The sequence below is a fragment of the Streptomyces sp. NBC_01334 genome, from assembly GCF_035983595.1.
Classification (GTDB): Bacteria; Actinomycetota; Actinomycetes; order Streptomycetales; family Streptomycetaceae; genus Streptomyces; species Streptomyces coriariae.
The window spans coordinates 565,698-589,805 of the sequence record NZ_CP130718.1 but is presented as its reverse complement, the minus strand read 5'-3'; the positions used below and the strand labels follow the sequence as shown (position 1 = coordinate 589,805).

Genomic DNA, 24,108 nt, shown 5'->3' with positions numbered 1-24,108 from the left:
CGGGATCCGGCCACTGCACCGTGGCCTGCCCCCCGTCGCCGTCACCGACCCTGACACAGAGTTCATTGCGCACGCAAGGATTACTCGGGCCCGCTCGGTTGGTATCCGGCCAGGAGGGGCCTGTCGAGTCATGACGAAATGGCAATTACCTGGGGTTTTCCAGGACGGGAAGTCGTTCGGGATGGCCGGAACCATGCATCCGATGCTTGCTGTCGCAAGAAATCAGGCGCTCAGGGCCGCGCAGGCCGGACGGCCGGGCAGCGAAAAGCCCCCTGCCGGTGTTCGGCAGGGGGCGCGATGGGCCCGGACGGCTCAGCGGTCGCGGGTCGGGGCGTAGCGCAGCCTGGCGACGACCGAACTGGTCCTGCTGTCCATGGACGCGACTTCCAGTGCCATGCCGACCTCGCGGCGGAAGAGATTGCCTATGTCCGCGACCATGGTCCGGCCGGCCTCCGTGACCCGCACGACCACGCCTCTGCGGTCCGTCGCGTGGGCACCCCTCTCGACCAGCCCGCGGCCCTCCAGACGCTGGACGGCACGGGTGGCCGACGACTGGTTGAGGCCGAGGAGCTGGGCGAGTTCGTTCATGCGGATGCCCGCCGGGTCACCGTTGCTCAGTGCGCGCAGGGAGAGGAAGTCGGTGAGACCCAGCTCGAAGTCCTCGGAGAGTCGTCTGTCCAGTGCGGTACCGACTTCCGCGACGAGAACCGACAGCTGACTCCATAGCTCGACACTGTCTTCCTTGCGCGTTCGCATGATGTCGCCTTCTTCAGGATGCTCGAAGGATCTTCCCGCCGCCGAAGAACCCTTCCGGGCGCCGTGCGGGGGAGGGGAGGCACGCCAAGTCCCATGACAGCCGAGCCGTACCCAGAGTACGAGGAGGCGGCAGCCAAGGAAACCCTCGCGTACGCAGGCTTTTTGATGTCCGCACATGGAGACGCGTGGCTCCATGACTCGGTGACCATTCGGCAGATCGCCTTCGATCTGCATCGGCGCAGGTCGGGCGGGGTGAATCGAATATCGCCCACCGGGCGTTCGGAGAGATGTTCCTTGCGCACGCAATGACATTCCCCTACTGTCGCCATCGGTCCGGCACCTGGTCACGAGCAGGTGCCGGAGTCCGAGCATTCGTGTGCCGCGCGGTGCCCAGCACCGAGCGCACTCGTCCTAGGGGGAATCGTGCTCAACGTATCCACGGCGGCCTCGTCCACACCGGTGCTCGCCGGTCTGCCCACCGCGCGGGCCGTGGACCACTACGCCTTCACCGTCCCGGACCTCGACGAGGCCATCGCCTTCTTCACCGGCGTGCTGGGGGGTGAACTCTGCTACCGGGAGGGGCCGGTCGAAGACCCCGCCGGCGACTGGATGACCCGGAAACTGGGCGTGCACGCACGGGCGCGGGCCCAGGTCGCCCTGGTCCGGCTCGGCCCCTACAGCAATCTGGAGCTGTTCGAGTACACCGCGCCGGGCCAGATCACCTCGCCGCCCGGCCCGAACGACGTGGGCGGTCATCACCTGGCCCTGATGGTCGCGGACCTGGACACGGCGGAGGAGCATCTGCGCCGGTCGGCCACCGTCCGCCTCGGCCCGTCGGACGCCCGCGCCGGGACCCGTCGGTGGTTTCTGACCCCGTGGGGCATGCTGCTCTCGCTGCGCGGTCCGGGCCGACGGGACGACCGTGGCTTCGTCCCCGCCGCGACCCTGCACGCCGACGCCAACGCCGTCGAGCGTTCGCTGGGCCTGCTGGGCGTGGAGCACGTGAGTTACACCGTCGCCGATCTCGCCGCCGCCACCGCCTTCTTCACGGACGTCCTCGGAGCGGAACCGGTGGAGAGCCCGCAGCACCCGGCGGACCGGTCGGACGGGCACTGGCCGCCCGGTACCGAGCACTCCCGCAGGACACTACTGCGCACCGGCCCCACCGCCAACTGCGAACTGATCCAGAGCGGAACCGGCGCGCTGCGGTCGAGGCCCCCGCGCAACAGCGACGTCGGCGGCCATCATCTGGCCTTCTACGTCGACGACGTGGACGCGGCCGCCGCCCATCTGCGCGAGCAGGAGGGCGTGACGCTGATGGGCGAGCCGGAGACGATCACCCAGGGTCCGATCGCCGGCGACCGCTGGCTCTACTTCAGCACCCCGATCGGCATCCAGATGGAGATCATCAACATGCCGGACGGTGCCCTGCCGTACGAGGCGCTGACCTCGGCGCGCCGCGCGACACCCGGTGGCCTGCGCTGGCACGACCGCCCCTGACCGAAGGCGTTTTCCTGCTCGGCATCGGGCCGGGCCCTGTCCGGCGCGCCGGCCCAGCACACCGGCACAGCCGCACACCTCTACAACTTTCGACCATCCAGGGGGAATCCGCATGGGATCGCTCGTCAGGTTACCCACCCGTCCGCCCGGGCCGCTGCCCAGGGCGGCGGCCGACGTGACACTCTGGCTCGACTGCCGGCGCACGCTTCCGGAGGCGGTCGCCCGGTCCCGGGCCGAAGCCGCGCAGACGGTCCGTGACGTGCTGCCGCCGGTCGCCGAGGACGTGCCGGCCGGCCGCCTGACCACGAACGGCACGGTCGTCGCGGGTCCCGTCCACGGGCCCGCCGAGTTCCGACGTCTGATGCGCCGACTGCTGTCAGAGGCCTCGGCCGCACCCGACCCCGGCCCACAGGACCGCCCCGTCTCGGTCGCCGTCGAGTACTCGATCCCGGCCGTCGACGCCCTGGTCAACGCCGGCCTCGACCGGATCGGCGGCTGCGAGGCCAAGGCCATGCGGTTCCGCGCCGGAGTCGCCGGAGCCCACCTCCTGTACGACATGCTGCGGCGCGAACTGCGTTCCCCGGGCTGGGCCCATGCATCGGCGCGCGGCATCCCGGCGCCGTACCTGCTGTGGTCCACCGCGCCCTGTGCCGGCCCCGACCGGGGCGCCGAGTACGCCGAGCAGTGTCTGTTCCCCGGGACGGCCGTGGCGCTCTCGCCCACTGCCCTGCGGACGTTCGTGGAGCGCCGCGCCGTCACCGGCCCCACCGCGCTCGACCTCGTGGAGGCCCGCCGCGTCGTCGGCATCCTCGACTGGTTCGGCATCCGCCTCGACGCACTCGCCGGCGCCCAGGCTCCGACGACCGGCTGACACCACCGGAACGTGCCCCGCCCCGCGCTCCGGCGCGGCGATCGGGCGCGCCCTCCGCTCACACGTTGTCCCACCATTCCAAGGACTCACCCATGTCTTCACCCATGTCCTCGCCCGTCGGCCCGCCGACCACCGTGCGCAAGCCCGTGCACCGGCGGACCTTCCTGTCCGGTACGGCCGTCGCGGGCGGCGCCCTCGCCGCCACCGCCGCCGGAATCAGCCCCGCCACCGCGTCCGCGACGGCCCGCGTCGCAGCTCCCGCGGCCGTGCCCGCCGTCACCGTGAGTCCCTCGGACCGGCGTTACGCGGACCTTCGACGCGGCACCAACCAGCGCTGGGTCGGCAGTCCCGACCAGATCGTCCTGGCCACCTCCACCGGCGACGTCGTACGGGCCGTACAGCAGGCGGTCGACTCCGGCCGACGGCTGGCCGTACGCAGCGGCGGCCACTGCTACGAGGACTTCACCACCCACCAGGGGATCGCGGTCGTCCTCGACCTGTCCCGCATGGACGACATCTCCTACGACGAACACCGCCGGGCGTTCTCCGTGCAGCCCGGCGCCGCCCTCGGCCGGGTCTACGACCGCCTCTACAAGGGCTGGGGCGTCTACCTCCCGGCCGGCAACTGCCCCACCGTCGCGGCGGGCGGGCACATCCAGGGCGGGGGCTACGGCTCCATGAGCCGACGGGACGGGCTCGCGGTCGACCACCTCTACGGCATCGAGATCGTGGTCGTGCAGGCGGACGGCACCGCCCGCGCCGTCACCGCCACGCGCGAGCCCGACGACCCCCACCGCGAGCTGTGGTGGGCCCACACGGGCGGCGGCGGCGGCAACTTCGGCGTGGTGACCCGCTACTGGCTGCGCTCCCACGACGCCAGGGGCGACGATCCGAGCGCACAGTTGCCCACCCCGCCGCGCGAGGTGTGGCTGAGCGAGGTGGCCTGGCCCTGGGAGCAGCTGACCGAGGCCCGCTTCAGCCGGCTGATGTGGAACCACGGCGAATGGCACACCCACAACAGCGCCCCCGACTCCCCGTACACCGCGCTGTTCAGCCAGCTCAAGCCGTTCCACAAGTCGAACGGAGCGGTGGTCCTCGACTCGCTGGTCGACGCAGGCGCCCCCGGCGCCGAGCGCCTGCTCCAGAACTACATATCCGAGGTCGGCGCCGGTCTCGGCATCCGGCCCCAGGTCCGCCAGTACCGGCGGGTGCCCTGGCTGCACGCCACCCAGTGGCCCGGCTTCACCGGCCCCGACCCCACCGTCAGGTTCAAGGGCAAGTCCGTCTACGCGCGGCGCACCTACACGGACGTCCAGATCGCCGCGGCCCACCACCACCTGACCCGCGACGACTTCCACAACCCGAGCGCGCTGCTCATGATCGCGTCGTACGGGGGCGCGGTGAACCGTGTCGCGTCCGCCGACACGGCCGTGCCGCAGCGGGACTCCGTTCTCAAGTACCAGGTCGTCTCCCTGTGGAACGACGCGGCGGACGACGACGCCAACATCGCCTGGGTCCGGGAGTGCTACCGCGACATGTTCGCCGCGACCGGCGGTGTGCCGGTGCCGAACGAGACCAACGACGGCTGCTTCGTCAACTACGCCGACGTCGACCTCGGTGACCCCCGATGGAACACCTCCGGCGTGCCGTGGCACGACCTCTACTACAAGAACGGCTACCGACGGCTCCAGAAGGTCAAGGCCGCCTGGGACCCCACCGGACTGTTCCGGCACGCCCAGTCGATCCGGCCCGCCTGATCACGACGGCCGGCGGGCGCCACCAGGCCGCCCGCCGGCGCCCCTGGCACCCGCCCCCGCCCTGCCACCCTTCCGCCCACACACCTCGAGGTGATCGTCGTGTCCGTTGACTCCGCCGTGCCCGGGCGCTCGTCCCGGCTCCCCTCGCTGACCGGGATGCGGTTCTTCGCCGCGTTCCTGGTCTTCCTGTTCCATCTGTCGCTGCTCGACGCCTACTCCACCCCTGACCCGGGCCACGGACCGTTCGCCTCCGCGCTGAAGAACGGCGGCTGGGCGGGCGTCACCTTCTTCTTCATCCTCAGCGGCTTCGTCCTGGCCTGGTCGGCGCGGGACAACGACACCACCCGAGCCTTCTGGGGGCGGCGACTGGCCAAGGTCTACCCCAACCATGTCGTCACCTTCTTCTTCGCCCTCGCCATGTACGCCTACGCCTCGGCGACCTGGGGGCGCGGCGTCCCCAACTTCCTGCTGCTCCAGGCGTGGATACCGAAGGACGACGTCTTCTTCAGCATCAACAACCCCAGCTGGTCGCTCTCCTGCGAGCTGGTCTTCTACCTGCTGTTCCCGCTGCTGCACCGCGCGGTGCGGCGGATCCGTGCCGAGCGGCTGTGGTGGTGGGCGGCCGGGACCGCCACGGCGATCGTGCTGCTGCCGCTGCTCGTCCAACTGGTCCCCACCGGTGAGACGTTCGGGCCGAGCCACGCCAACTCCCCGCTGTACGGCCACTCGATCACCCAGATGTGGCTTGTCTACATCTTCCCGCCGCTGCGGGTGCTGGACTTCCTGCTCGGCATCCTGATGGCCCGGATCGTGCTGTCCCGCCGGTGGATCGGCCTCGGCGTGCTGCCCGCGCTGGCGCTCACCGTGGCGGCGTACGCGCTGAGCCTGCGGGTCCCGTTCCTCTTCTCGCTGAACGCGGTGGTCGTGATCCCGTTCGCGCTGCTCATCGCCGCCGCGGCGGCACGTGACGCATCGGGGCGGGGCACGGCGGTCGCCGGACGGGTGTGGGTGTGGCTGGGCGAGGTGTCCTTCGCCTTCTACCTGATCCACCAGGTCCTGCTGTCCTTCACCCAGGAACGGCTCGGCTTCCGGGAGACGGATTCGCTCGCCGCCGCGATCGGCGTGGCCGCGCTCGTCGCCGCGGTCAGCCTGCTGCTGGCCTGGCTGCTGTACGTCGGCGTCGAGCGACCCGCGGTGCGGGCGTGGGCGCGCCGAACGCGGGCGGCCCGGGCACCCGCGGCGCCGGCTGCCGTCCGTTCCCCGCGGGACGACAGCGACCGGCCCGTCACCATCGGCACCACCTGAGACCTCACGTTCCCGTCGCACACGTCGATGCGCGGCGCGTCGTCCCCGTCCGGCACGGAAGCGATCGCTCCCGTGCCGGAACGGCGGTCGCGCCGCGTCCGCGCGGTGACGGCCACCAAGGAGATCCCATGCCGCTTCCCGTCCTCGCGATGATGCTCTGCACCTTCTGCATCGGTACCGCCGAGAGCGTCATCGCCGGCATCCTGCCGGCCATCGGGCACGACGTCGGCGTCTCGCTCACCTCCGTCGGCATGCTGATCAGCGTGTACGCCGTCGCGGTGGTGATCGTCGGCCCGTTGCTCACGGCGGTCACCGGCCGGCTCCGCCGAGCGCTGCTCATGCCGGGCATGATGGCCGTGTTCATCCTCGGCAACGTGCTGGCCGCACTCGCCCCGGACTTCCGGTGGCTGGTCGTCGGGCGGGTGGTGAGCGCACTGGCCCACTCCACCCTGATCGCCGCCTTCGTGGCGGCGGCACGGGACATGGCGCCCGCCGACCGGCGGGCCGCGTGGGGGGCCAGGATCACCCTGGGTATCGGTCTGTCCAGCGTCGTCGGCGTCCCGGCCGGCACTCTGATCGGCAACCTCTTCGGCTGGCGCGCGACCTTCTGGGCGCTCGCCGCGCTGAGCCTGGCAGCCACCCTCCTGCTCGTGCGGCGCGCAGTGCCCGAGGCCCCACCGGTGACGCCCGACGACCGGCGGTCAGCGCCCGGCGTCGCGCGGCCCCGGTTCCTCCTCCCCGGCCCCCTGCTGCTCGTCGCCCTGGTCATCATGCTGGGCACCGGAGGGGTGTTCGCCCTCTACACCTATGCGTCGCCCTACCTCACGCAGGCCGCGGGGTTCGGCCCGCAGGCCGTCACCGTGCTGCTTCTGCTCTACGGCGCGGGCGGCATCGTCGGCAACACGGTGGGCGGCCGGGCGGCCGACCGCTCCCCGCACGCGGCGGTGCTCGTCACCCTGGGCGCGTCCACGGCAAGCCTGCTGCTGCTCGCTCTGCTGCCCGGCAGCCGATGGGCCGTCGCCGTCCTGTTCTGCCTCCTCGGAGCCGCCTACTTCGGCACGATTCCGGCGCTCAACACCCAAACCGTGACGACCGCCGGCACGACGTCGCCGACGATGGCCCTGACCATCAACAACTCGGCCTTCTGCGTGGGGATCGCGCTCGGGAGCTGGCTCGGAGGCTTCCTGCTGGCCCACGGCCACTCACTGCCGTCGGTGGCCGCGGCCGGGGCGACACTGACAGCGGCGGCCGTACTGCTCGCGGCCGCCCGCCCCGGCCGTCGGAACAGCCCCGCGGCCACCACCCCCGAGGGCCCGTCGGCCGGCCGGACCGCCGAGGTCGCCACCGTCGGCGAGACGACCGGCTGACTGCCGAAGGCCTGCAAGGTGCCGGACGGACAGCCGGCGGGACCCGAGGCAGCAGACGACGCTCCGCGGTAATCGCAGTGCGGGGCGATCAGGTGTACCCCAGACTTCCCGGGGTGATCGTCATACAGCCCGTCCTGGAGATCCACGCTTCCGACGGCTTCACCCTCTGGCCAGTCGCCGCATCCCGGCCGTACGGCGTCCTGCCGCTCAGCGGCGCACTCGATCCTGCCGAGGTCGGCACAGCGGTGATGCGCATCGCCGACTGCAACAACATCGACCCGGAGGACGACGATCGCCCACCGCGACCCGCCGACCCACTCGGCGGCTTCCTGCACGGACTCCTGACCATGGACGACCTCCTCGCGTCCGGCGGCCTGCGGATCACGGACACCGCCACCGGCATCGCCCTGCTGCCGGGCTGCTGCAACGGGCTGGAGGAGTGGCGCGACTGGTTCGAGGTCGTCGACGGCGACGGCTGGGCCTCCTTCGGCCACGACCCCTCTCCACTCGCCGAACGCCATGGCGGAGCCGTCCGACTGACCGTCGACGCCGAGCACGACAACAGCCCGCTGATCGAGCTCCCCGTCACCGACCTGCGCCGCCTGCTCGCCGACGCGGAGCGCGACATGGTCGACTTTCTCCGCCTGGCCGCCGCCTGGGCCGCCCGGCACCTGCCCGATCACGCCACCGCGGTCACCTCCGCCCTCGGCCGCGCTCTGGACCTGCCCGCACCGGTAACAGGGGGGTGAGAAGAGGGCGGTGGTGTGGTGCCGTCCCGCCCGATCGCCGTCCTGGCAAGATGGCGGCATGGAACGTGTGCTTGGAATCGGTGGGTACTTCCTGCGGGCGACCGACCCGGCGGCCCTGAGCGACTGGTATCGCGACTGCCTGGGCCTGGACGCCGACGAGAACGGTCTGTGGCGTCAGGAATCCGGGCCTGCGGTGTTCGCGACGTTCGAGTCCGGGACCGACTACTTCGGATCCCGCACCCAGCAGACCATGCTCAACTTCCGGGTCCGCGACCTGGACGCGATGCTCGCGCAATTGCGTGCCGGGGGAGCGGACGTGACCGAAGAAACGCAGGACATGGAGGGCGTCGGTCGTTTCGGCTGGGTCACCGATCCCGAGGGCAACCGGATCGAGCTGTGGCAGCCCGCCTGACCGCGACTTCACACGGGCGGTGACGCTCTCGTAGCCGTACAAGCCCGGCACGACCAGGCGGAGGTCGGCGGCAAAGCCGTACTCCGCCCGGGCCATGACGTGCGTGACCTGTCGTGGCCGCTGCCCGAGGACATGGCGAAGTGGCACCGCATGCTCGAGGCAGTCTCTGCGTCACTGGGGCCGGAGGAGTTGTTCCTGCGCGTGCAGGCTGTGGCATGGTGCCCGGGCCGGACCCGCTGAGCTGGCGGCCGTCGTGGACGACGACGGCCTTGGGCGGAGGTGCGGATGGTCGGGGTGACGGGCTCGGCCGCAGGGGGCTCCAGCTCTCGGGCGGGCCCGGAAGGAGATGTCGGCGTTGGGTCTTGTCGAAACGCCGCGACGCGGCAGTGCGCCGGATGATGTCTGGTCTCTTCTCCCTTGGGCCCAGGGGTAGGCAGACTGTCCCTACTGCCGCAGCGACGTGGGGGACGCATGGAATGGGATGGGGCCGAACTGTCTGAGGCGATCAGCGCGGTGAGGGCGGGACTGGCGCAAGCGCAGCAGGATGGCGACGGCCTGCCGTTTCGTTTCACCGTCAAGGATGTCGTGCTTGACTTGGCCGTTGAGATTCGCCGTACGACCTCTGCCGGAGGAGGCGTGAAGGCGTTCGTCGTGTCCGCCGACGCTCGTGGCGAGAGGGCTCATACAGCATCGCACCGGATGACGATCACCTTGGCTGTGGCCCCCAGCGACGGCAACGACCTGCTGATCGGCAGCCGGGGCACAGATCGTGGCGGCCAGATCGAGGAAGCGGAGTAGTCAGAGAGGCTCGGGATGACATGGGCAGCCAGATCACGCGCCGTTGAGGTCGTCAACCGTACAGCGCAGTCGTACGGGTCCGGCTGCCTGATTGCGCCAGGGCTGGTGCTGACCGCGCGACACGTCGCCCAGCCCGGCACAGGGCGTATTCAGGTGCGGGACCTGGAAGGTGGCGATTTCGCTGAAGCCCTCACCATTTGGGACCAGCCGTCCGGCGACATCACCCTGCTGCGGATCGAACACCGCACCTTCGGTGAGGCGGTGCCGGTGGTGCGGTTCGGCGAACTCGTCGGAACCGACCCGGCGCACCGGCCTCGCTGCACCACGACCGGCTTTCCTCGGTCCATGCGCCGCAGAGCAGGTACCGCTGGGGCGTACATCGACGACGCCAAGACCGTCGACGGCTACGTCACACCCGGCACTGGGGCGCGCTCACAGAGGTACGCATTGGAGATCGGTCGTGCCCTACCCGCCGACGTCGCCGACTGGCAGGGCATGTCCGGGGCCGGCCTGTTTTGCGAGGGAGTACTCGTCGGTGTCATCGCATCGGTGCCCACACGGCTCCAGGGATTGCTGCTGGCGATCCCTGTCGTGAACCTGCTCTCCGACGACGGCTTCGTCCGGGCGGTTGCCGAGCACACGGGGATGCGTCCCCAACTACTGCCCGCCGACCTGCAACCGCTACTGGCTGGCGCGCCTGAGCCGCGGCTGTCCTCCACCTACCTGCTGGATCCCCGCGCCCAGGTCGTCTCACTGACAGGTATGACCCACCTGATCAGCAGGATCGAACGGTGGTGCCACAGCCGCGACGGACTGGACGTCGCCGCTGTCACCGGGCTGGGCGGCACCGGTAAATCCCGCCTGGTGACCGAAATTCTCAAACGCCTCGCCCACCCGCCCCAAGCGCAACCCAAGACGCCTCCGGCGCAGCCATGGGCCGGCGGATTCCTTGCCGAGCACCCCCGCCACACTGATTATCGGATGCTGGCCTCCGCCCACCGCCCCCTGCTGATCGCCGTCGACTTCGCTGAGACCCGCCGCTCACAGATCCTCGACCTGGCCCGTGCCGTCGCCGAATCCCGCGAGGGAGGCCCGGCGATCCGCATTCTGCTGCTGGCCCGCAGACACGCCAGTTGGTGGCCACAGTTGCGGCGAGAACTGCGCATCTTGCACGCAGGCTTCGTCGAGCAGTCCTTTTCTGTTCGACCTCACGACGTATGGGACGTTGAGAACCCGACAGACGTTTATGAGACGGCGAAATCATCCTTCGTGGAACGCATTCGCCAGCTACAGCAAGCCGGCCACGGCGACAGCACATGGAAGCAGATCGGAGCCGCCGACATCCCATGCGTGTTCGGCGATGACACCTCATCCAGCAGCCACACCACCCCCGTGATTTACCGTCATATCAGCGCGTTGGCGGACGTGCTCACCTGTGTCAACCCCGAAGCCGTGCGCCGCGACCACCCGCTGCAAGTGCTCCTCGCCACCGAGGAGGACTACCTGCGCAGGGTCGCCGAAGCACTGCTGCCTCCTCAAACGTTCGACGCCCCGCTGATCCGCAGCCTGGTCACAGCCCAGTACCTCGCCGGTGCCGGCGACATCGCCCAGGCCCGAGCAGTCGTCACAGCGGCCTTCGACGCCCACCACCACGGCTTCGGCGCCGCGGCCCCGCCCGACAAACGCCTACTCGCCTCATGGGTGAACGTCCTGGCCACCGCCTACCCCGCCACTGATCACAGCCACTGGGGCGCTATCGGCGAACCACTCGCCGCCGTCCTCCTCGGCGAAGTCGAGAGCGACAGCGGCCATACCTTCGTCGAGGACTTCCTCACCCATGAGGCCCTCATCGCCGAACAGCACCATCACGCTCTGCAGGCCATCGCCCGCACCGCCACCGAGCAACCCCACACCACAGCCAGCGCCCACCGCGCTGTGGCCGCCGCGCCCGAACGACTCCTCGATCCGGCCCTGAAGGCCGTCACTGCGCTGAAACCGGATCATGCCCGCCTGTGGCTGCGCCTCCTGCACGAAGCCCTTCTCCAAACCGTCGCGCCCTCCCGCAGTGATCAGGAGACCCGTACCTGGGGCCTGGACATTCTCGCCCGCGCCCGACGATTTGCCGTCGAAGCCGAGGATGAGTTGGCCGTACAAATAGATGTCCTGCTCGCCGGCGGTGATGCTCTGTCGGACAGCAACTCGCAGGGAGCGCCCCACGATCAACTCCTGGAGGTCCCGCGAGCGGCCGTCGAGATCAACCTGAAGGCCGGACCGGCTCGCCGAGCCGTCGTTGCCGTCACAGCCACCCTGCATCTCGCGATCACGGTGATTGTCACGCTGGTCGCGGCTCTGGAAGCCGCTCCAGCAGAGCAATGGATCTGGCTGCTCGTCCCGGCGACTCCGGGGACTCACCTCACCGTAGCCGCCCTCTATACACGCTCTCGCTTCAGCGTCAACCCACTGACGGTATCGGCACCGCTCCTCGCTGTTCTGCTCCTCGTTGTCAGCGGGACGCACGTGAGCCACAGCCATCCGCCACCTGGGTTCCTGCCAGCCTGGCTGATGTGGTCCGTCCTGACCAGCGTCGGACTGTACAACCTCACCCTCGCAGCTCATCTGTGGTTCGGGCCTTCGAAGCAACCGCCGAGAGCCGGTGTCGCCGCGAGCCGTACAAGAAAGTGGCACACGGCTCGATCGCCATTTACACCGAGCAACCGAGGGAAGGATGCTCATGGGCTGAGCAGCTTCGACAGCGGAGTCACGGCTACGCGTCCTGAGACACGGAACCGCAAAGCACTGCATACGGTGCTGACGCGCTCGCTGAGGAAGTCAAGGTCCCAGCGTTTGCGATAGACCCGCAGTGGCCGGAACACTCGTCGGTTCTCTTCTGGGGTGGCAGTTCCAGATGCGTGTGGCAGACCGGAGTGAACGCCGCAGCAGTGTTCTCGCCTTCACCCCGGCCGCCGATTCCGGGCGGCGTGCGTCGGCATGGAGTCCCTCGTCGAAGAATTTCCGGTTGCCGAAGATCGATCCCTGCTCCTACGGTCGGCTCCATGGCGGACGACGAGACCACGCGCGCGGGACGACTGCTGGACGCGCAGGCGAAGGCCGCGCGGCTCTTCGCGGAGATCGACAAGCGCGGCTTGGTGGCACCCGGCCAGGGCGAGCGGGCGGTCAGCGACCGTGTCCGTGACCTGGCGAACGAGCTCTTCGGCACCACCCGGCACTGGCACAAGCGGATCGTCCGCTCCGGCCCGAACACGCTGGCGCCGTACAAGGAGAACCCGCCGGACCGGGTGATCGGCGCGGACGACATCGTGTTCGCCGACTTCGGGCCGATCTTCGAGGAGTACGAGGCCGACTTCGGCCGCACCTTCGTCCTCGGGGACGACCCGGTGAAGCGGCGGCTCCGGGACGACCTGCCGAAGGTCTTCGAGGCGGGCAAGCGGTTCTTCGAGCGCGAGCCGGACATCACGGGGAAGGCGCTGTACGCCGAGGTCGAGCGGCTGGCCGCCGGCTTCGGGTGGGAACTGGGCGGCTGGCACGCCGGGCACCTGGTGGGGGAGTTCCCGCACGAGAAGATCGACGGCGCGGACACGGATTCGTACATCACCCCCGCCAACGACACCCCGCTGCGGCGCACCGACAAGGCCGACCGTCACTGTCACTGGATCCTCGAGATCCACCTCGTCGATCGCGCACACGGCTTCGGCGGCTTCTACGAGGAACTGCTCACCCTCTGACCGACCGCGAACGGACGGGGCGAGGGCGGTGCTGTGGTCACCGGACCTCCTGCCACGTTCGTCGACTTCACCCGGCGGTGGCCTCCGTCCTGACCCGACCCGGCCGAGGTGGAACGATCGGTGGGGTGATGAAGGGGGACATCGTCCTGGCCCGTGTCGCCGGGACGGTCTGCCTGCACTTGGTGTCGGCCCTGGACCCCGCTAGGAAGCGGGCGCAGATCAGCAACAGCCGTGGCCACGTCAACGGCTGGACCGGCTACGACCGTGTCTTCGGTATGTGCGTGGCGGTCGGCGGCGTCACCCGGTCGGGAGCCGCAGGCAAGGCGCTCTCAACCGACTCCGACGACTCCTCCTGAACCTTCGGCTCCAGCGGCATCGGGCCGTCGAGCCGCGCGCACGGCTGACGGAGTACGCGTCCGCGAGAGTTCGGGGGCGGGTCGTCACGGACCCCCCTCGGGTTTCCACCCCCAGACGGTGAGCATGCCGGCCGACAGCGCGGCGCATTCGGCGGAGTCCAAGTAGCGGACCGCCTCGTCGACGGCAGCGTCGTCGACGAGGCCGGTGGCGAGCATCGCCGCTCGGCTCCGCTCCCAGGTGTCCGCCCAGAAGCGGCTGATGGGGCTGCCCGGCAGCAGCGGCGGCACATGGATCTCGGCGCCGACGGAGTCGAGCCCCGCCCCACGCAGCAGGTGAGGGTACGACGGCACCCAGGAGACGTCGGTGCCGATGGTGGCCCGCAGGCCTTGCCACATCGCCCGCATCACCGCGCTGTACGGCGTGCCGGGCGTCCGTTCGCTCGTCAGGTCGACCGCGTCGCTGAGCACCAGGACGCCGCCGGGCGCGACGAGTTCGGCCAACGCGGTGATCAGGCGGTCGCGCTCGGGCAGGTGCATCAGCACGAAGCGGGCGTGGACGAGCGAGAACACGCCGGGGAGGGCGTCCGGCGTGCTGATGTCGGCCTCCAGCACGTCGAGCCCCGGCACGGGTCGCGCGCTGAGGAAACGTACGTCGCGGTCCACGGCGAGCACACTCGCCACCCCGGCCTCCTCCAGCAGTCGGCGGGAGACCGTGCCCGTGCCGGCCCCGACGTCGAGGCAGTGCCACCCCGGGCCGACCCCGAGGGCCCGCAGCCGCGCCATGGTGGTGTCGTCGTAGGTGAGGGCGCCGAAGTCGATGCGCTCGCCCTCGCCCGCCTGTTCGGGGCGGAAGACGGCCTCGCCGTAGCGGCCGCCGCCCGGCGCGTCCCCGCGCGCGGCGCCGCTCACGTCGCGATCGGCGTGAGGCCGAGGGTGCGGACCGAGACACGTGCCGGTGCCCGGTCGGCGGGCGGCCGGCACAGCGGGTCGTCGAACAGTTTCATGGCCGGACCTCTTCACAGGGTGGGGGCGGTGCCGGGCGACCCGTCCCGAGGCCGCCACCCCACCGATCTTCTACAGAAGGCAGTCCCTACAACCGAGGCGCGCCCGTGCCTGAGCCAATCGGCCGCAGGGAGGGCGCGCCGTACCCCGTGGCGGGCGACCTTCACGAGTTCGGTGACGGCATGTGATCGAAAGGCTACGATGATTCATCGGCTGGGCGAGGGCGGGGGCGCGATGACGACGGCCATCCATGAGCGGTACACGAAAGAGATCTACGACGGGCTCGGCTACTTCGCCGTCTGGATGCCCAACAGCCCGGTGTCGCTGGGGGACGTCGGAGTGCTGCGGGGACGCCGGTTCCATCGGATGACCTCGCTCGCGGAGCTCGGCGTCGCCTTCGAGACGGTCGGTCCGGGCGTTCCCATGGCCCACAGCTACTCCTCCGCCGGGGATGTCGACGTCGCCGTCACCGGCGAGGTGGGGACCCCCGAAGTCCTCGGGCTGGCACCGCAGTTGACGATCACCGTGACCTTCCACAAGGCGCACGCCACATACCTGCGCGCGGTCGGCTGCACGGAAGAAGTGGTCGGCGACCACCTGGCCCTTCAGCGCGGCGTCGCCGACCTGCGCGAGGCCGGCGTCTGGCGCCGTGAGTACGTCATCGTGACGAAGCTGGTCAAGACCGGCCCCGCGGTGATCCTGGTGTCCAGCAGCGGGGGTACGCGCGTCGAGTTCCAGGCGTCCGTCGACCTGGCCCCGATGTCCCTGCCCCTGGCGTCGGTCGGCGCCGGCCTCGGCACGTCGACCGGCTCCGCCCTCGCCGCCGAAGCGGTCACCCTCGACGGCGGGCTCACCCCGCTCTTCGAACTCAGCGCTCTGCGCAGAGGACTGAGCGCACGGCCGCGGCTCAGAATCCGCGGCCCGGGCGCCGGCACGGGCAACACCGCAACGGACACATGGAAGTTGGCCCCGCTCTCCTGGGAGGACTTCGCGCAGGACAGCGTCTCCCCGGTCTGACGACCCACCGCGCCTCCCCGACCCCCATCCTTCCTGCACCGGCGAGGAGCCATGGCGGAGCCATCCCTGGACGAAAACGCCCGTCGCCTGCTGACGGTGATCGACAACTTGCCGGTGCGGCTGCCGGAACGGGAACGGATGGTGGCCGCCCTGGACATGGTGGCCACCACGGAGTGGACCCGGGTGCGGATCGCGCTGCCGCAGCAACGCATCGACTCCCTGCTCCGGTCGCGGCCGGACACGTCCGCCGAGCTGGCCGACGTCTTCGCCGTGGCACGCACCGCCGCTCGCCTCTACGGCTTCGAACACGTCGGCGTGGGGCTGATCGCCGTCGCACTCGTGCTCACGGCGCGGGAGGGCTCGCAGCCCAGGGATGTCGACGTCGTCAGTGAGGCCTTCGGACTCGGCCATCTGGAGAACCCGTCGGAGGTCCTCAACCAGTATCTGCTGGCGAGGGAACGCGGTCAGTCGGCCGCCGGCGGTGTCCTGCAGCCGACGGAAGGCCTCGCCTGGGGGCCCACGCCGAAGGGCAGACGACGCCGACGGCTGGCCCTGGCCGGCCTGTACACGGCACGCGGCGCCGCTTTCGTCGCCCTGCTGGTCCTCGCCGTCGTCCAGCACGACGGATGGCTCGCCTGGCTAGTCGCCTTCGCGGCCGTCCCGTCCTCCGTGGACGTGCGCCGAAGGCCGCTGGACCTGGCCGACGACCTGCCCGTGGGCGAACTGCCCCTGCGCTGGCCGTGGCACGGATGTCTCGCCGTGGCAGCCGCCGCCGCCGGCCTGGACGACGCCGCCGTGGTCCTCACCGTCCTCCACCTGGCCCTGCCCTCGATCGCCCACTGGGGGGAGGCGGGCGAGGCGCGCCACCTCTGCATGGAGGGCCGGGAGATACGAGGAACCGGGCGGCGGACGGCCACCAGCCAAGCGGTCGCCGAGAGTTACGCGGTGCGACGCCGGTACCAGGAGCACGCCCTCGTCCTGGCACTCGCCGCGGCTCCCGCGGCTCTCCTCGCCGCCGCGGCCGACGCGCCATGGCCTCTCCACGTCCTGACGGCGGTCTTCGTCGCACGCGGACTCAGCGGACTCGCGGCCGTGGTCGCGACGGTCACCTTCATCACCGGAGACATCTCCTGGGTTCTGCCGGCGGCCGTCGCCCTGGGGCTGACCGCTCGTGCGGCCGAAGCCTGGCGTCGGCGTCCTCCGCTGACCCGCGTCCCCCTGGACCGTCCGCCGGCGTCCCGGGCGCTCCGCTCCGAAGGCCGCGCCGCCCTCAGGGCCCATCGGCTCCTTCGCATGGGGCGTCCGGCGGCCGCACTGCGCAGGCTCGATGCCGTGACGCACGACCGTCACCGCCCCGAGACCGCCCTCCTGCGCGGTTGGGCGATGCTGGAACACGGGCATCCGGGCGACGCCAAGAGCGCCGTCGCCTTGCCGGGCCGCGAACCGACCGGGCCGGCCGCTCTGATCACCTGCCTCGCCGAACTGGATCTCGGGAACGCCGACGCGGCCGAAGCCGCCCTCCGGGGGCTCGATCCCACGCGGGACGAGTGGGCACGGCGCAGACGACGGGACATCCGCATCGCCGGATTCCGGATCGCGCTGCTCCGCGGCTCTGCCGAAGGACTGACCGAGACGATCGCCCGGGAGGTTCCCGAGCGCGTCACCCACCGCAACCTGACGACGGCCGTCGCCTTGCTGCGCCTGGCCGCCGAGTCAGCGCTGCCGACCCGCCCCAGCCTCGCCTTCTACCTGGCCGGCGCCGGGCTCGTCCTCGTCCGCACGGCCGAACCGGACTCTCTGGACAAGGACTTCGGTCTGGCCGGTCGAGGCAGGACGGTGGCACTCGAGGTGGTCCGCTGTGGTGCGCTCACGAGCCTGGCGGACCTCCGGGCATCGCGGGAGGCCGACGGCGACACCGTTTCCGCCCTGAGCGCGGGCGACGGAGCGGCCGGCTTCCTGATGCGACTCGACCGGCCGATCGAAGCCGCGACGTATCTGAACGCCCTGGCCGACCGGCTGGCCACGGATCCGACGCACCGGCTCGCCGCACTGAAGAGCCGCATCGAGGCGCTGGCCGTGCTCAACGCCACCCGGCACGAGCTGCGCAGCACGGAAGAACGCCACCAGTGGTGGGGGGTCTTCGGCAGGACCGTCGAGCAGGCCATGCAACAGGCGGCGGCCGGCGCGGACTGGCAGACCCTCGCCGAGCTCATCGAGTCGGCCCGCCTCCAGCTCGGCCCGGACAAGGACGGCAGTGCCTTCGAAGCGTCCCGGACCGTCGCCCCCTTCATCCGGGTGCGAGGCGTCTCCCGGCTGGAACAGGCTCACTGGTACCGGACGGAGCAGCCGCCCCGCGTCTTCGCACTGGAGGACATGGCCGAGATCGCGCTGGGAAGGGGCACCTGGTGGTGGAGCACCTGGGTCCACGAGCACACCGTCTTCTGGTCCCTCGTGCCGTCGAGCGGTCCCGTGACGGGTGGAACGCTCTCGCTGGCCGAAGGGACGGAGCCGGCTCAGGCCCTCTCCGACCTGAGGGACGCACTGCCCGGGATGTACCCGGGCGAGGACGCTCTCGCATGGGAGGGCAGGGTGCTGAGCAGCCCGCTCCTGGTGGGCCCGGCCCACGCCGAGTCGTCTCTCGGACGTCGGCTGGGCGCCCTGCTGCCGCCTCCGCTGTCGCACGCGCTCCTGGAAGGCCGCGGCGGGCTGCGGCTCGCCATCGCGCCCGCGGCGCAGTTCGGCCATGTGCCGTGGCCGGCCGTCGGCATCCCGGGCGGTGAGCGCGACGTACGGCTCGTAGAGAGGTGCACCGCCGTGCTCGTGCCGCCGGCCGGACTTCTCGCCCAACTCGCCGACCGCCCGCGGCTGGACGACGCTCCGCCGCTCGGCCTCGTCGTGGTGGAGCCGGGAGGCGATCTGCCCTGGGCGGACGAAGCGGAACAGCTGCCGACGGCCCGACAGCTCCTCGGGCTGGTCCCGGAGGGCGTCGAGACCATCGCACCGACCGCCGATCTGTCCCTGCCGGACTTCGCCGCGCGGTTGCGCGGTCTCGGCTCCGAGACGAGCGCGGTGTTCGTCTGCCATGTCGCCGAGGACAGCGCGTCGGGGCGGCGGGGCGTCCAGCTCAGGCCCGGGAACGCCGAGGACCCGTCCACCGTGCCCCCGCGTGTCCTCACCTCGCACATGCTCATCGACGCGCCGGACGAGTACCCGATGCCTCGTCAGGTGCTCATGCTCGCCTGTGACAGCGGCGACGTGGGCAACGTCTCCGCCGGCGAGTGGCTCGTCCTGGGTCCCGCCCTGCTGTGGGCCGGCGCCGACCGCCTCGTCGTCACCAGCTACCCCGTCATCGACTCGGTGTCGGAGCCCGAGGGCGAGCCCGAAACCGAGATCGCGGGCGGAGCGGGCGATGTGATCGACCGGCGCCTGCTGTCGGCTCTCGTCCGACGGCAGCCCGTGATCGACGCTCTGCACGCCGTGCAGCGCGAGCAGTTGGCACGCTGGCGGAAGACCGGCCGGGACGGCGCCCCGATCCACTGGGGCGGGCATCTGGCGATGGGCGCCTACGGGGAACTGGGCGTCCCCCGGTCCCTGCCACCGCTGCGACGGCGCTATGTGCACGAGAGCGTGACGGAACTCCTCGACGACGCCGCCGGCAACGCGGCCCGAGCGGGACGGCGGACCCTCACCCGCTGGGACCTGCTGGTCCAGCTCGGTCTGTACGGCTTCGAGACGCCCCACGCCCTGCGCCGGTGGGCGGGGTTGGCGCCCGTCTACCTCTACGTGCTCGCGGCGGAGGCGCGCCGTGCGGTTCTCAGGCGCCGCCCCGCGGCGGCCCTCGTGCTGCCCGACGAGCAGGTCATGACTCTGCTGAAGGCCGCCGAGGCCATCGCCCAGGCCGCACGTCACCGGATCGTGAACGTGGAGCACGTCTTCGCGGCCTTCCTCGGCTCCGCGGGCGTGCCGGGGTCCGTCGGACGCACGATCTTCGGCTGGGACGGCCGTCACCCCGAAGTGGTCAAGGAGATCATCGGCGACACCCAGGACGGCTACCAGCACACCGGGCTTCCCGAACTCACCCACCTCGCCGCGGCGGCGGTCCCGCCGGTCTACGAGGCGCTGAAGGCCGAGGTGCCCGGCCCCGAGGACGCCGAACGCTGGCATGTCACCGACCGACCGTGATGCGGCGGCCGGCTGCCCGCGTCGGCACGCGGGTCCCGAACGCAGGCAATCCGCGCGGGCGGAGCCGCTGACACGCCCGACTGTCACATCCCCATGGCGGCCCTGTCACAGGGCCCCGCCGAAATCCCACCCGCGCGGCCATCCCCTGTCCTGGCCATGGCACCATGCCCTTTTTGGCACCACCGTCCAGGGGGGACACCATGCGCACCAGCGCAACCATCGCCACGGCAGCCCTGCTCCTCGCCGCGCTCACTGCCTGCTCCTCGTCCGACGAAACCCCGGCCGCGAGCGACAGCGGGACACCCGCCGCCGAGCCCACGGTCAGCGTTCCGGCGGACCACGAAGGCGACGACCTCAAGGCTGCCGTCGCCGTCTACACCGCGTCCTACTTCGCCGCCGACACCGATACCGCGTACGGCATGCTGTCCGCGCGCTGCGCGAAGGAGATCACCAAGGAGGCGTACGCCGGCGTCGTGCAACAGGCGAAGAAGGACTATGGGCCCGACCACGTGGCGACGGACGTGCAGGCCGACGTGTCGGGGGACCTCGGCCGGGCCACCTACAAGGTGGAGGGCCTGCCCAAGTTCGATCAGACGAAGCAGCCGTGGGCGTTGGAGGGCGACGCCTGGAAGTACGACGCCTGCTGACGGAGCGCGACATGCCGTCCGCTGATCACCCGAGACGAGCGCCGCTGCGGGAGCCGATGTGGTCGGGCGGCTCGCTGCCGGCCGGGAGCAGGGGGTCGGTCTCGGGTTCGCCCCAGGTCGAGACGAGGGGGAGGACACCGGCCCAGATCCCCAGGGCGGCGTCGGGTCCGTCCCCGTCGTCCGGGCCGCCCGTGCGTATCTTGACCGACGCTTCCTCGAGCGAGAGGGCGAGCAGGACCGTCGCCGCCAGTTCCTTGCGGTTCGGTCGGCGCGCGTAGTCCCACTGTGCCGGTGCGGCCTGTTCGGTCAGGCAGCGCAGCCCCTCGAGCTTCTCCTCCGCATCCGTGACCAGTCGCGGCACGCCGTAGATCATCGCGCTGCGGTAGTTCACGCCGTGTTCGAACACCGACCGGGCGAGGACGAGGCCGTCGATGTGCGTCACCGTGACGCACACCGTTGTCCGGGGCGAGGCGATCAGGCTTCGGCCGGCCACCGATCCGTGGAAGTAGAGGTCCCGTCGGTCGTTCCCGTAGACGGTGGGAACGACCATCGGGTGCCCGTCGACGACCACCCCGAGGTGGCAGATGAAGCCCGCGTCCAGGATCGCTTCGAGTGCGCCACGGGCCAGGCTTCCCTGCTCCCGCAGGCGACGGTGACGGGTGCGGTCGGTGTCCGGCAGGGTGGGTGGGAGGGGGCTGTGGGTCACGTCGGTCCTTTCGCTGTGTGCGCAGTCAGAAGCTACCGATATCGTCGCTTCGTCGCCAGGTATCAACGTGATCGGTTTTCGCGGACACTGAATGCAACTGAAATCGAAGTCTTGTGCACGGACACTGAAGGGGCGCGGCGCTGGTGGCGATCGGCCTGCCCGAACTCCTACGGCTCCTGCTCATCGCCCCCTGGTGGCGCGACCGCGAGATCCTCTCGGTGGAGGAGGGGCGTCGGCTGGCGGCCGAGTACCGTCTGGCGGCCCATCCGAGGGTGCGTACCGGGCCGTTCGTGGAAGGGTGGCCCGCTGCCTATTCCTGGGTGGGTGCCGCAGGAGACGACGTCGCGCCGTCTTCACCGTTCCGGCAGGCGCATCCCGAGTCGGCCTTGGCCTCGGTGACGGTCAGCGCGGTGTCGACAGCGGACTCGGCCGGGGTGCAGCAGGCGTCGACCCCGCAGCACGCGTCGGCCGACTCCGCTGTCCCGGTGGGGAGTTCAGCCGTCACCGGCTTGGTGGCGTGGACGATCGCGGAGTGCATGCCGTCCGAGACCGAGTGGGTCGGGGTGATCCTGACGTCGGTGAACCCGGCTGCCTCCAGGCCGGCGCGGTACTCGGCGAAGGAGAGCGCGCCCGCGATGCATCCGACGTAGTCACCGCGTTCGGCCCGCCGGCCGGGGGTGAGGGCGTCGTCGGCGACGACATCGCAGACGCCGATCCGGCCGCCGGGCTTGAGTACGCGGAAGGTCTCGGCGAACACGGCCGGCTTGTCGACGGACAGGTTGATCACACAGTTCGAGATCACCACGTCGATGGTCTCGGCCGGGAGCGGGATGGCCTCGATGGTGCCCTTGAGGAACTCCACGTTCGTCGCGCCCGCCTTCCGCGCGTTGGCCAGGGCCAGGGAGAGCATCTCCTCGGTCATGTCCAGCCCGTACGCCTTGCCGGCCGGGCCGACGCGGCGGGCGGAGAGCAGGACGTCGATGCCGCCGCCGGAACCGAGGTCGAGGACGCGTTCGCCCTCGCGCAGCTCGGCGACGGCGGTGGGGTTGCCGCAGCCGAGGGAGGCTGCCACCGCCTCGGCCGGCAGGGCGTCGCGCTCGTCGGCGGCGTACAGGGTGGAGCCGAAGTTCTCGTCGACCTCGATCGGCTGGGGGCCGCAGCAGCCGGAGCCGCCCTCGGTGACGCTCACGGCTGCCGCGGCGTATCGCCGGCGGACGGTTTCGCGCAGGGCGGTGGTCTCTTTGCTCATGAGGCACTCCTGGGTGAAGGGGCATGGCGGTGCCCCGGAACGGCCTGTATTGATGTTTGTTGATACAAGCTTGCGCCTTGGATCGAAAAACGTCAACATAGGGGAATGTCGAAACAAGAGCTTGAGGTCATCGGCCAGGGCACCGCCTGCTGCCAGGGTCTCGCCGCCGCACCCCTCGACGAGGAGCGCGCCGCGGAGCTGGCCAAGGTGTTCAAGGCGCTGGGGGACCCGGTGCGGCTGCGGCTGCTGTCGATGATCGCCTCGCGCGGGGAGGGCGGCGAGGTCTGCGTCTGCGAGTTGACCCCGGCGTTCGACCTGTCCCAGCCGACGATCTCGCACCACCTCAAGCTGCTGCGCCAGGCCGGCCTCATCGACTGCGAGCGGCGCGGCACGTGGGTGTACTACTGGGTGCTGCCCGGCGTTCTGGACCGGCTCGCCGGGTTCCTGACCACGCCGCAGACCCACCAGGCATCGGTGTGAGCGCCCCGCTGGGCCGCCGGGTCGCCGCGGAAGCCATCGGGACGGGCCTGCTGGTGGCGGTCGTGGTCGGCTCGGGCATCCAGGCCACCGAACTGTCGCACGACGTCGGCGTGCAGCTGCTCGCCAACTCCCTCGCCACCGTTTTCGGCCTGGCCGTGCTGATCACCCTGCTCGGGCCGGTCTCCGGCGCGCACTTCAACCCCGCCGTGACCCTCGCCGCGTACGTCACCGGACGCCGCCGTGACACCGGCCCCACGCTGCGGGAGGTCGCGGCGTACGTTCCCGCGCAGGTCGGCGGGGCGATCGGCGGGGCGGTCCTGGCCGACGCCATGTTCGCCGAGCCACTGGTGAAGTTCTCCACCCACGACCGGTCGTCCGGGCACCTGTGGCTCGGCGAGGTCGTGGCCACGGCCGGGCTGATCCTGCTCGTCTTCGGCCTCGAGCGCATCGACCGCAGCGTCCTGGCTCCGGCCGCCGTGGCCTCCTACATCGGGGCCGCCTACTGGTTCACCTCCTCGACCTCCTTCGCGAACCCCGCGGTGACCGTCGGCCGCGCCTTCACCGACACCTTCGCCGGGATCGCGCCCGCCTCCCTCGCCCCGTTCATCGCGGCCCAGCTGGTCGGCGCCGCGATCGGGCTGGGCGCGGTGGCGGTCGTGTACGGACGTCCCGCTCGCGCGGCGGACATCGTCGTCCCGCACGGCGAGCCAGAGCTCGCCACCTCCTGAATACCGCTCTCACCTGCAAGGACCTATCCCATGAGCACCGCCGTTCCGCGTCCTTCCGTGCTGTTCGTCTGCGTCCACAACGCCGGCCGGTCCCAGATGGCCGCCGCCTTCCTCACCCACCTCGGAGGCGCCCGGGTCGAGGTCCGCTCGGCCGGCTCCGCACCTGCCGACACGGTCAACCCGGCCGTCGTCGAGGCCATGCAGGAGGTCGGCATCGACATCTCCGCCCAGACCCCGAAGATCCTCACCACCGAGGCCGTGCAGTCCTCGGACGTGGTCATCACGATGGGCTGCGGCGACACCTGCCCCGTCTTCCCCGGCAAGCGGTACCTGGACTGGCAGCTCGCCGACCCCGCAGGCCAGGGCGTCGAGGCCGTCCGGCCCATCCGCGACGAGATCGAACAGCGGGTACGGGTCCTGCTGGCCGAACTCGGGCCGGCGGCGGCCGACCGGTCCTGACTCTGACGCGGCTGGAACCTGGAC

At 70.9% G+C, this 24,108-nt stretch carries 21 protein-coding genes; 17 read left to right on the top strand and 4 right to left on the bottom strand.

The window, feature by feature from the left end; all coding sequences use genetic code 11:
* Positions 1-312 precede the first annotated feature (312 nt).
* Positions 313-756: a MarR family winged helix-turn-helix transcriptional regulator gene (locus tag OG736_RS02700; protein WP_054245282.1), complete on the bottom strand. Its 444-nt coding sequence runs from the start codon at positions 754-756 to the stop codon at positions 313-315.
* Between the two features lie 423 nt (positions 757-1,179).
* On the opposite strand from OG736_RS02700, the gene OG736_RS02695 reads away from it, so the two are divergent.
* From OG736_RS02695 to OG736_RS02645, 11 genes are all read left to right on the top strand, one after another.
* Entirely contained in the window at positions 1,180-2,256 is a 1,077-nt protein-coding gene (locus tag OG736_RS02695) for a VOC family protein (RefSeq protein ID WP_327180943.1), read from the top strand.
* Positions 2,257-2,368: 112 nt separating this feature from the next.
* Positions 2,369-3,127 (top strand): beta/alpha barrel domain-containing protein, encoded by a 759-nt coding sequence (locus OG736_RS02690; protein WP_327180942.1) that lies wholly within the window; start codon positions 2,369-2,371, stop codon positions 3,125-3,127.
* A gap of 92 nt (positions 3,128-3,219) precedes the next feature.
* A complete protein-coding gene (locus tag OG736_RS02685) occupies positions 3,220-4,884 on the top strand; it encodes an FAD-binding oxidoreductase (RefSeq protein ID WP_327180941.1) in 1,665 nt (554 codons plus the stop codon).
* Positions 4,885-4,983: 99 nt separating this feature from the next.
* Entirely contained in the window at positions 4,984-6,189 is a 1,206-nt protein-coding gene (locus OG736_RS02680; RefSeq protein ID WP_327180940.1) for an acyltransferase family protein, read from the top strand.
* Between the two features lie 128 nt (positions 6,190-6,317).
* Positions 6,318-7,556 carry an MFS transporter gene (locus OG736_RS02675; RefSeq protein WP_327180939.1) on the top strand — a complete coding sequence of 413 codons (1,239 nt, stop codon included), beginning with the start codon at positions 6,318-6,320 and terminating at the stop codon, positions 7,554-7,556.
* A 113-nt stretch (positions 7,557-7,669) separates the two neighbouring features.
* Positions 7,670-8,305: a hypothetical protein gene (locus tag OG736_RS02670; RefSeq protein ID WP_327180938.1), complete on the top strand. Its 636-nt coding sequence runs from the start codon at positions 7,670-7,672 to the stop codon at positions 8,303-8,305.
* Between the two features lie 58 nt (positions 8,306-8,363).
* A complete protein-coding gene (locus OG736_RS02665; protein ID WP_327180937.1) occupies positions 8,364-8,717 on the top strand; it encodes a VOC family protein in 354 nt (117 codons plus the stop codon).
* Between the two features lie 471 nt (positions 8,718-9,188).
* On the top strand, positions 9,189-9,515 hold the full coding sequence (locus OG736_RS02660; RefSeq protein ID WP_171394933.1) for a trypco2 family protein: 327 nt from the start codon (positions 9,189-9,191) through the stop codon (positions 9,513-9,515).
* Positions 9,516-9,530: 15 nt separating this feature from the next.
* Entirely contained in the window at positions 9,531-12,368 is a 2,838-nt protein-coding gene (locus OG736_RS02655) for a trypsin-like peptidase domain-containing protein (RefSeq protein WP_327180936.1), read from the top strand.
* Positions 12,369-12,568: 200 nt separating this feature from the next.
* Entirely contained in the window at positions 12,569-13,258 is a 690-nt protein-coding gene (locus OG736_RS02650) for a M24 family metallopeptidase (RefSeq protein WP_327180935.1), read from the top strand.
* A gap of 125 nt (positions 13,259-13,383) precedes the next feature.
* Positions 13,384-13,614 carry a hypothetical protein gene (locus tag OG736_RS02645; protein WP_327180934.1) on the top strand — a complete coding sequence of 77 codons (231 nt, stop codon included), beginning with the start codon at positions 13,384-13,386 and terminating at the stop codon, positions 13,612-13,614.
* 84 nt (positions 13,615-13,698) lie between these two features.
* Here OG736_RS02645 and OG736_RS02640 read toward each other — a convergent pair whose 3' ends face one another.
* Complete coding sequence (locus OG736_RS02640) at positions 13,699-14,523, bottom strand: class I SAM-dependent methyltransferase (protein WP_327180933.1); 825 nt, start codon at positions 14,521-14,523, stop codon at positions 13,699-13,701.
* Positions 14,524-14,817: 294 nt separating this feature from the next.
* Here OG736_RS02640 and OG736_RS02635 point away from each other — a divergent pair, with 294 nt between their 5' ends.
* The 3 genes from OG736_RS02635 (at position 14,818) to OG736_RS02625 (ending at position 20,462) form a co-directional block, all read left to right on the top strand.
* Positions 14,818-15,633 carry a hypothetical protein gene (locus tag OG736_RS02635; RefSeq protein ID WP_327180932.1) on the top strand — a complete coding sequence of 272 codons (816 nt, stop codon included), beginning with the start codon at positions 14,818-14,820 and terminating at the stop codon, positions 15,631-15,633.
* A 51-nt stretch (positions 15,634-15,684) separates the two neighbouring features.
* Entirely contained in the window at positions 15,685-19,815 is a 4,131-nt protein-coding gene (locus OG736_RS02630; protein WP_327180931.1) for a CHAT domain-containing protein, read from the top strand.
* Between the two features lie 200 nt (positions 19,816-20,015).
* Positions 20,016-20,462, top strand: coding sequence for a hypothetical protein (locus tag OG736_RS02625; RefSeq protein ID WP_327180930.1), 447 nt, complete (start codon positions 20,016-20,018; stop codon positions 20,460-20,462).
* 25 nt (positions 20,463-20,487) lie between these two features.
* On the opposite strand, the gene OG736_RS02620 is transcribed toward OG736_RS02625, so the two are convergent.
* Together OG736_RS02620 and arsM are read right to left on the bottom strand one after the other, a co-directional pair.
* Positions 20,488-21,168 carry a pyridoxamine 5'-phosphate oxidase family protein gene (locus tag OG736_RS02620; protein ID WP_327180929.1) on the bottom strand — a complete coding sequence of 227 codons (681 nt, stop codon included), beginning with the start codon at positions 21,166-21,168 and terminating at the stop codon, positions 20,488-20,490.
* A 310-nt stretch (positions 21,169-21,478) separates the two neighbouring features.
* Positions 21,479-22,417: an arsenite methyltransferase gene (gene arsM / locus OG736_RS02615; RefSeq protein ID WP_327180928.1), complete on the bottom strand. Its 939-nt coding sequence runs from the start codon at positions 22,415-22,417 to the stop codon at positions 21,479-21,481.
* 105 nt (positions 22,418-22,522) lie between these two features.
* On the opposite strand from arsM, the gene OG736_RS02610 reads away from it, so the two are divergent.
* The 3 genes from OG736_RS02610 to OG736_RS02600 are packed head-to-tail and all read left to right on the top strand — an operon-like array spanning position 22,523 to position 24,084.
* Positions 22,523-22,897: an ArsR/SmtB family transcription factor gene (locus tag OG736_RS02610; RefSeq protein ID WP_327180927.1), complete on the top strand. Its 375-nt coding sequence runs from the start codon at positions 22,523-22,525 to the stop codon at positions 22,895-22,897.
* Positions 22,894-23,625, top strand: a complete 732-nt coding sequence (locus OG736_RS02605) for an aquaporin (RefSeq protein WP_442816994.1) — start codon at positions 22,894-22,896, stop codon at positions 23,623-23,625. Before OG736_RS02610 ends, OG736_RS02605 begins: the two co-directional genes overlap by 4 nt.
* A gap of 30 nt (positions 23,626-23,655) precedes the next feature.
* Complete coding sequence (locus tag OG736_RS02600; RefSeq protein ID WP_327180926.1) at positions 23,656-24,084, top strand: arsenate reductase ArsC; 429 nt, start codon at positions 23,656-23,658, stop codon at positions 24,082-24,084.
* Positions 24,085-24,108: the final 24 nt, after the last annotated feature.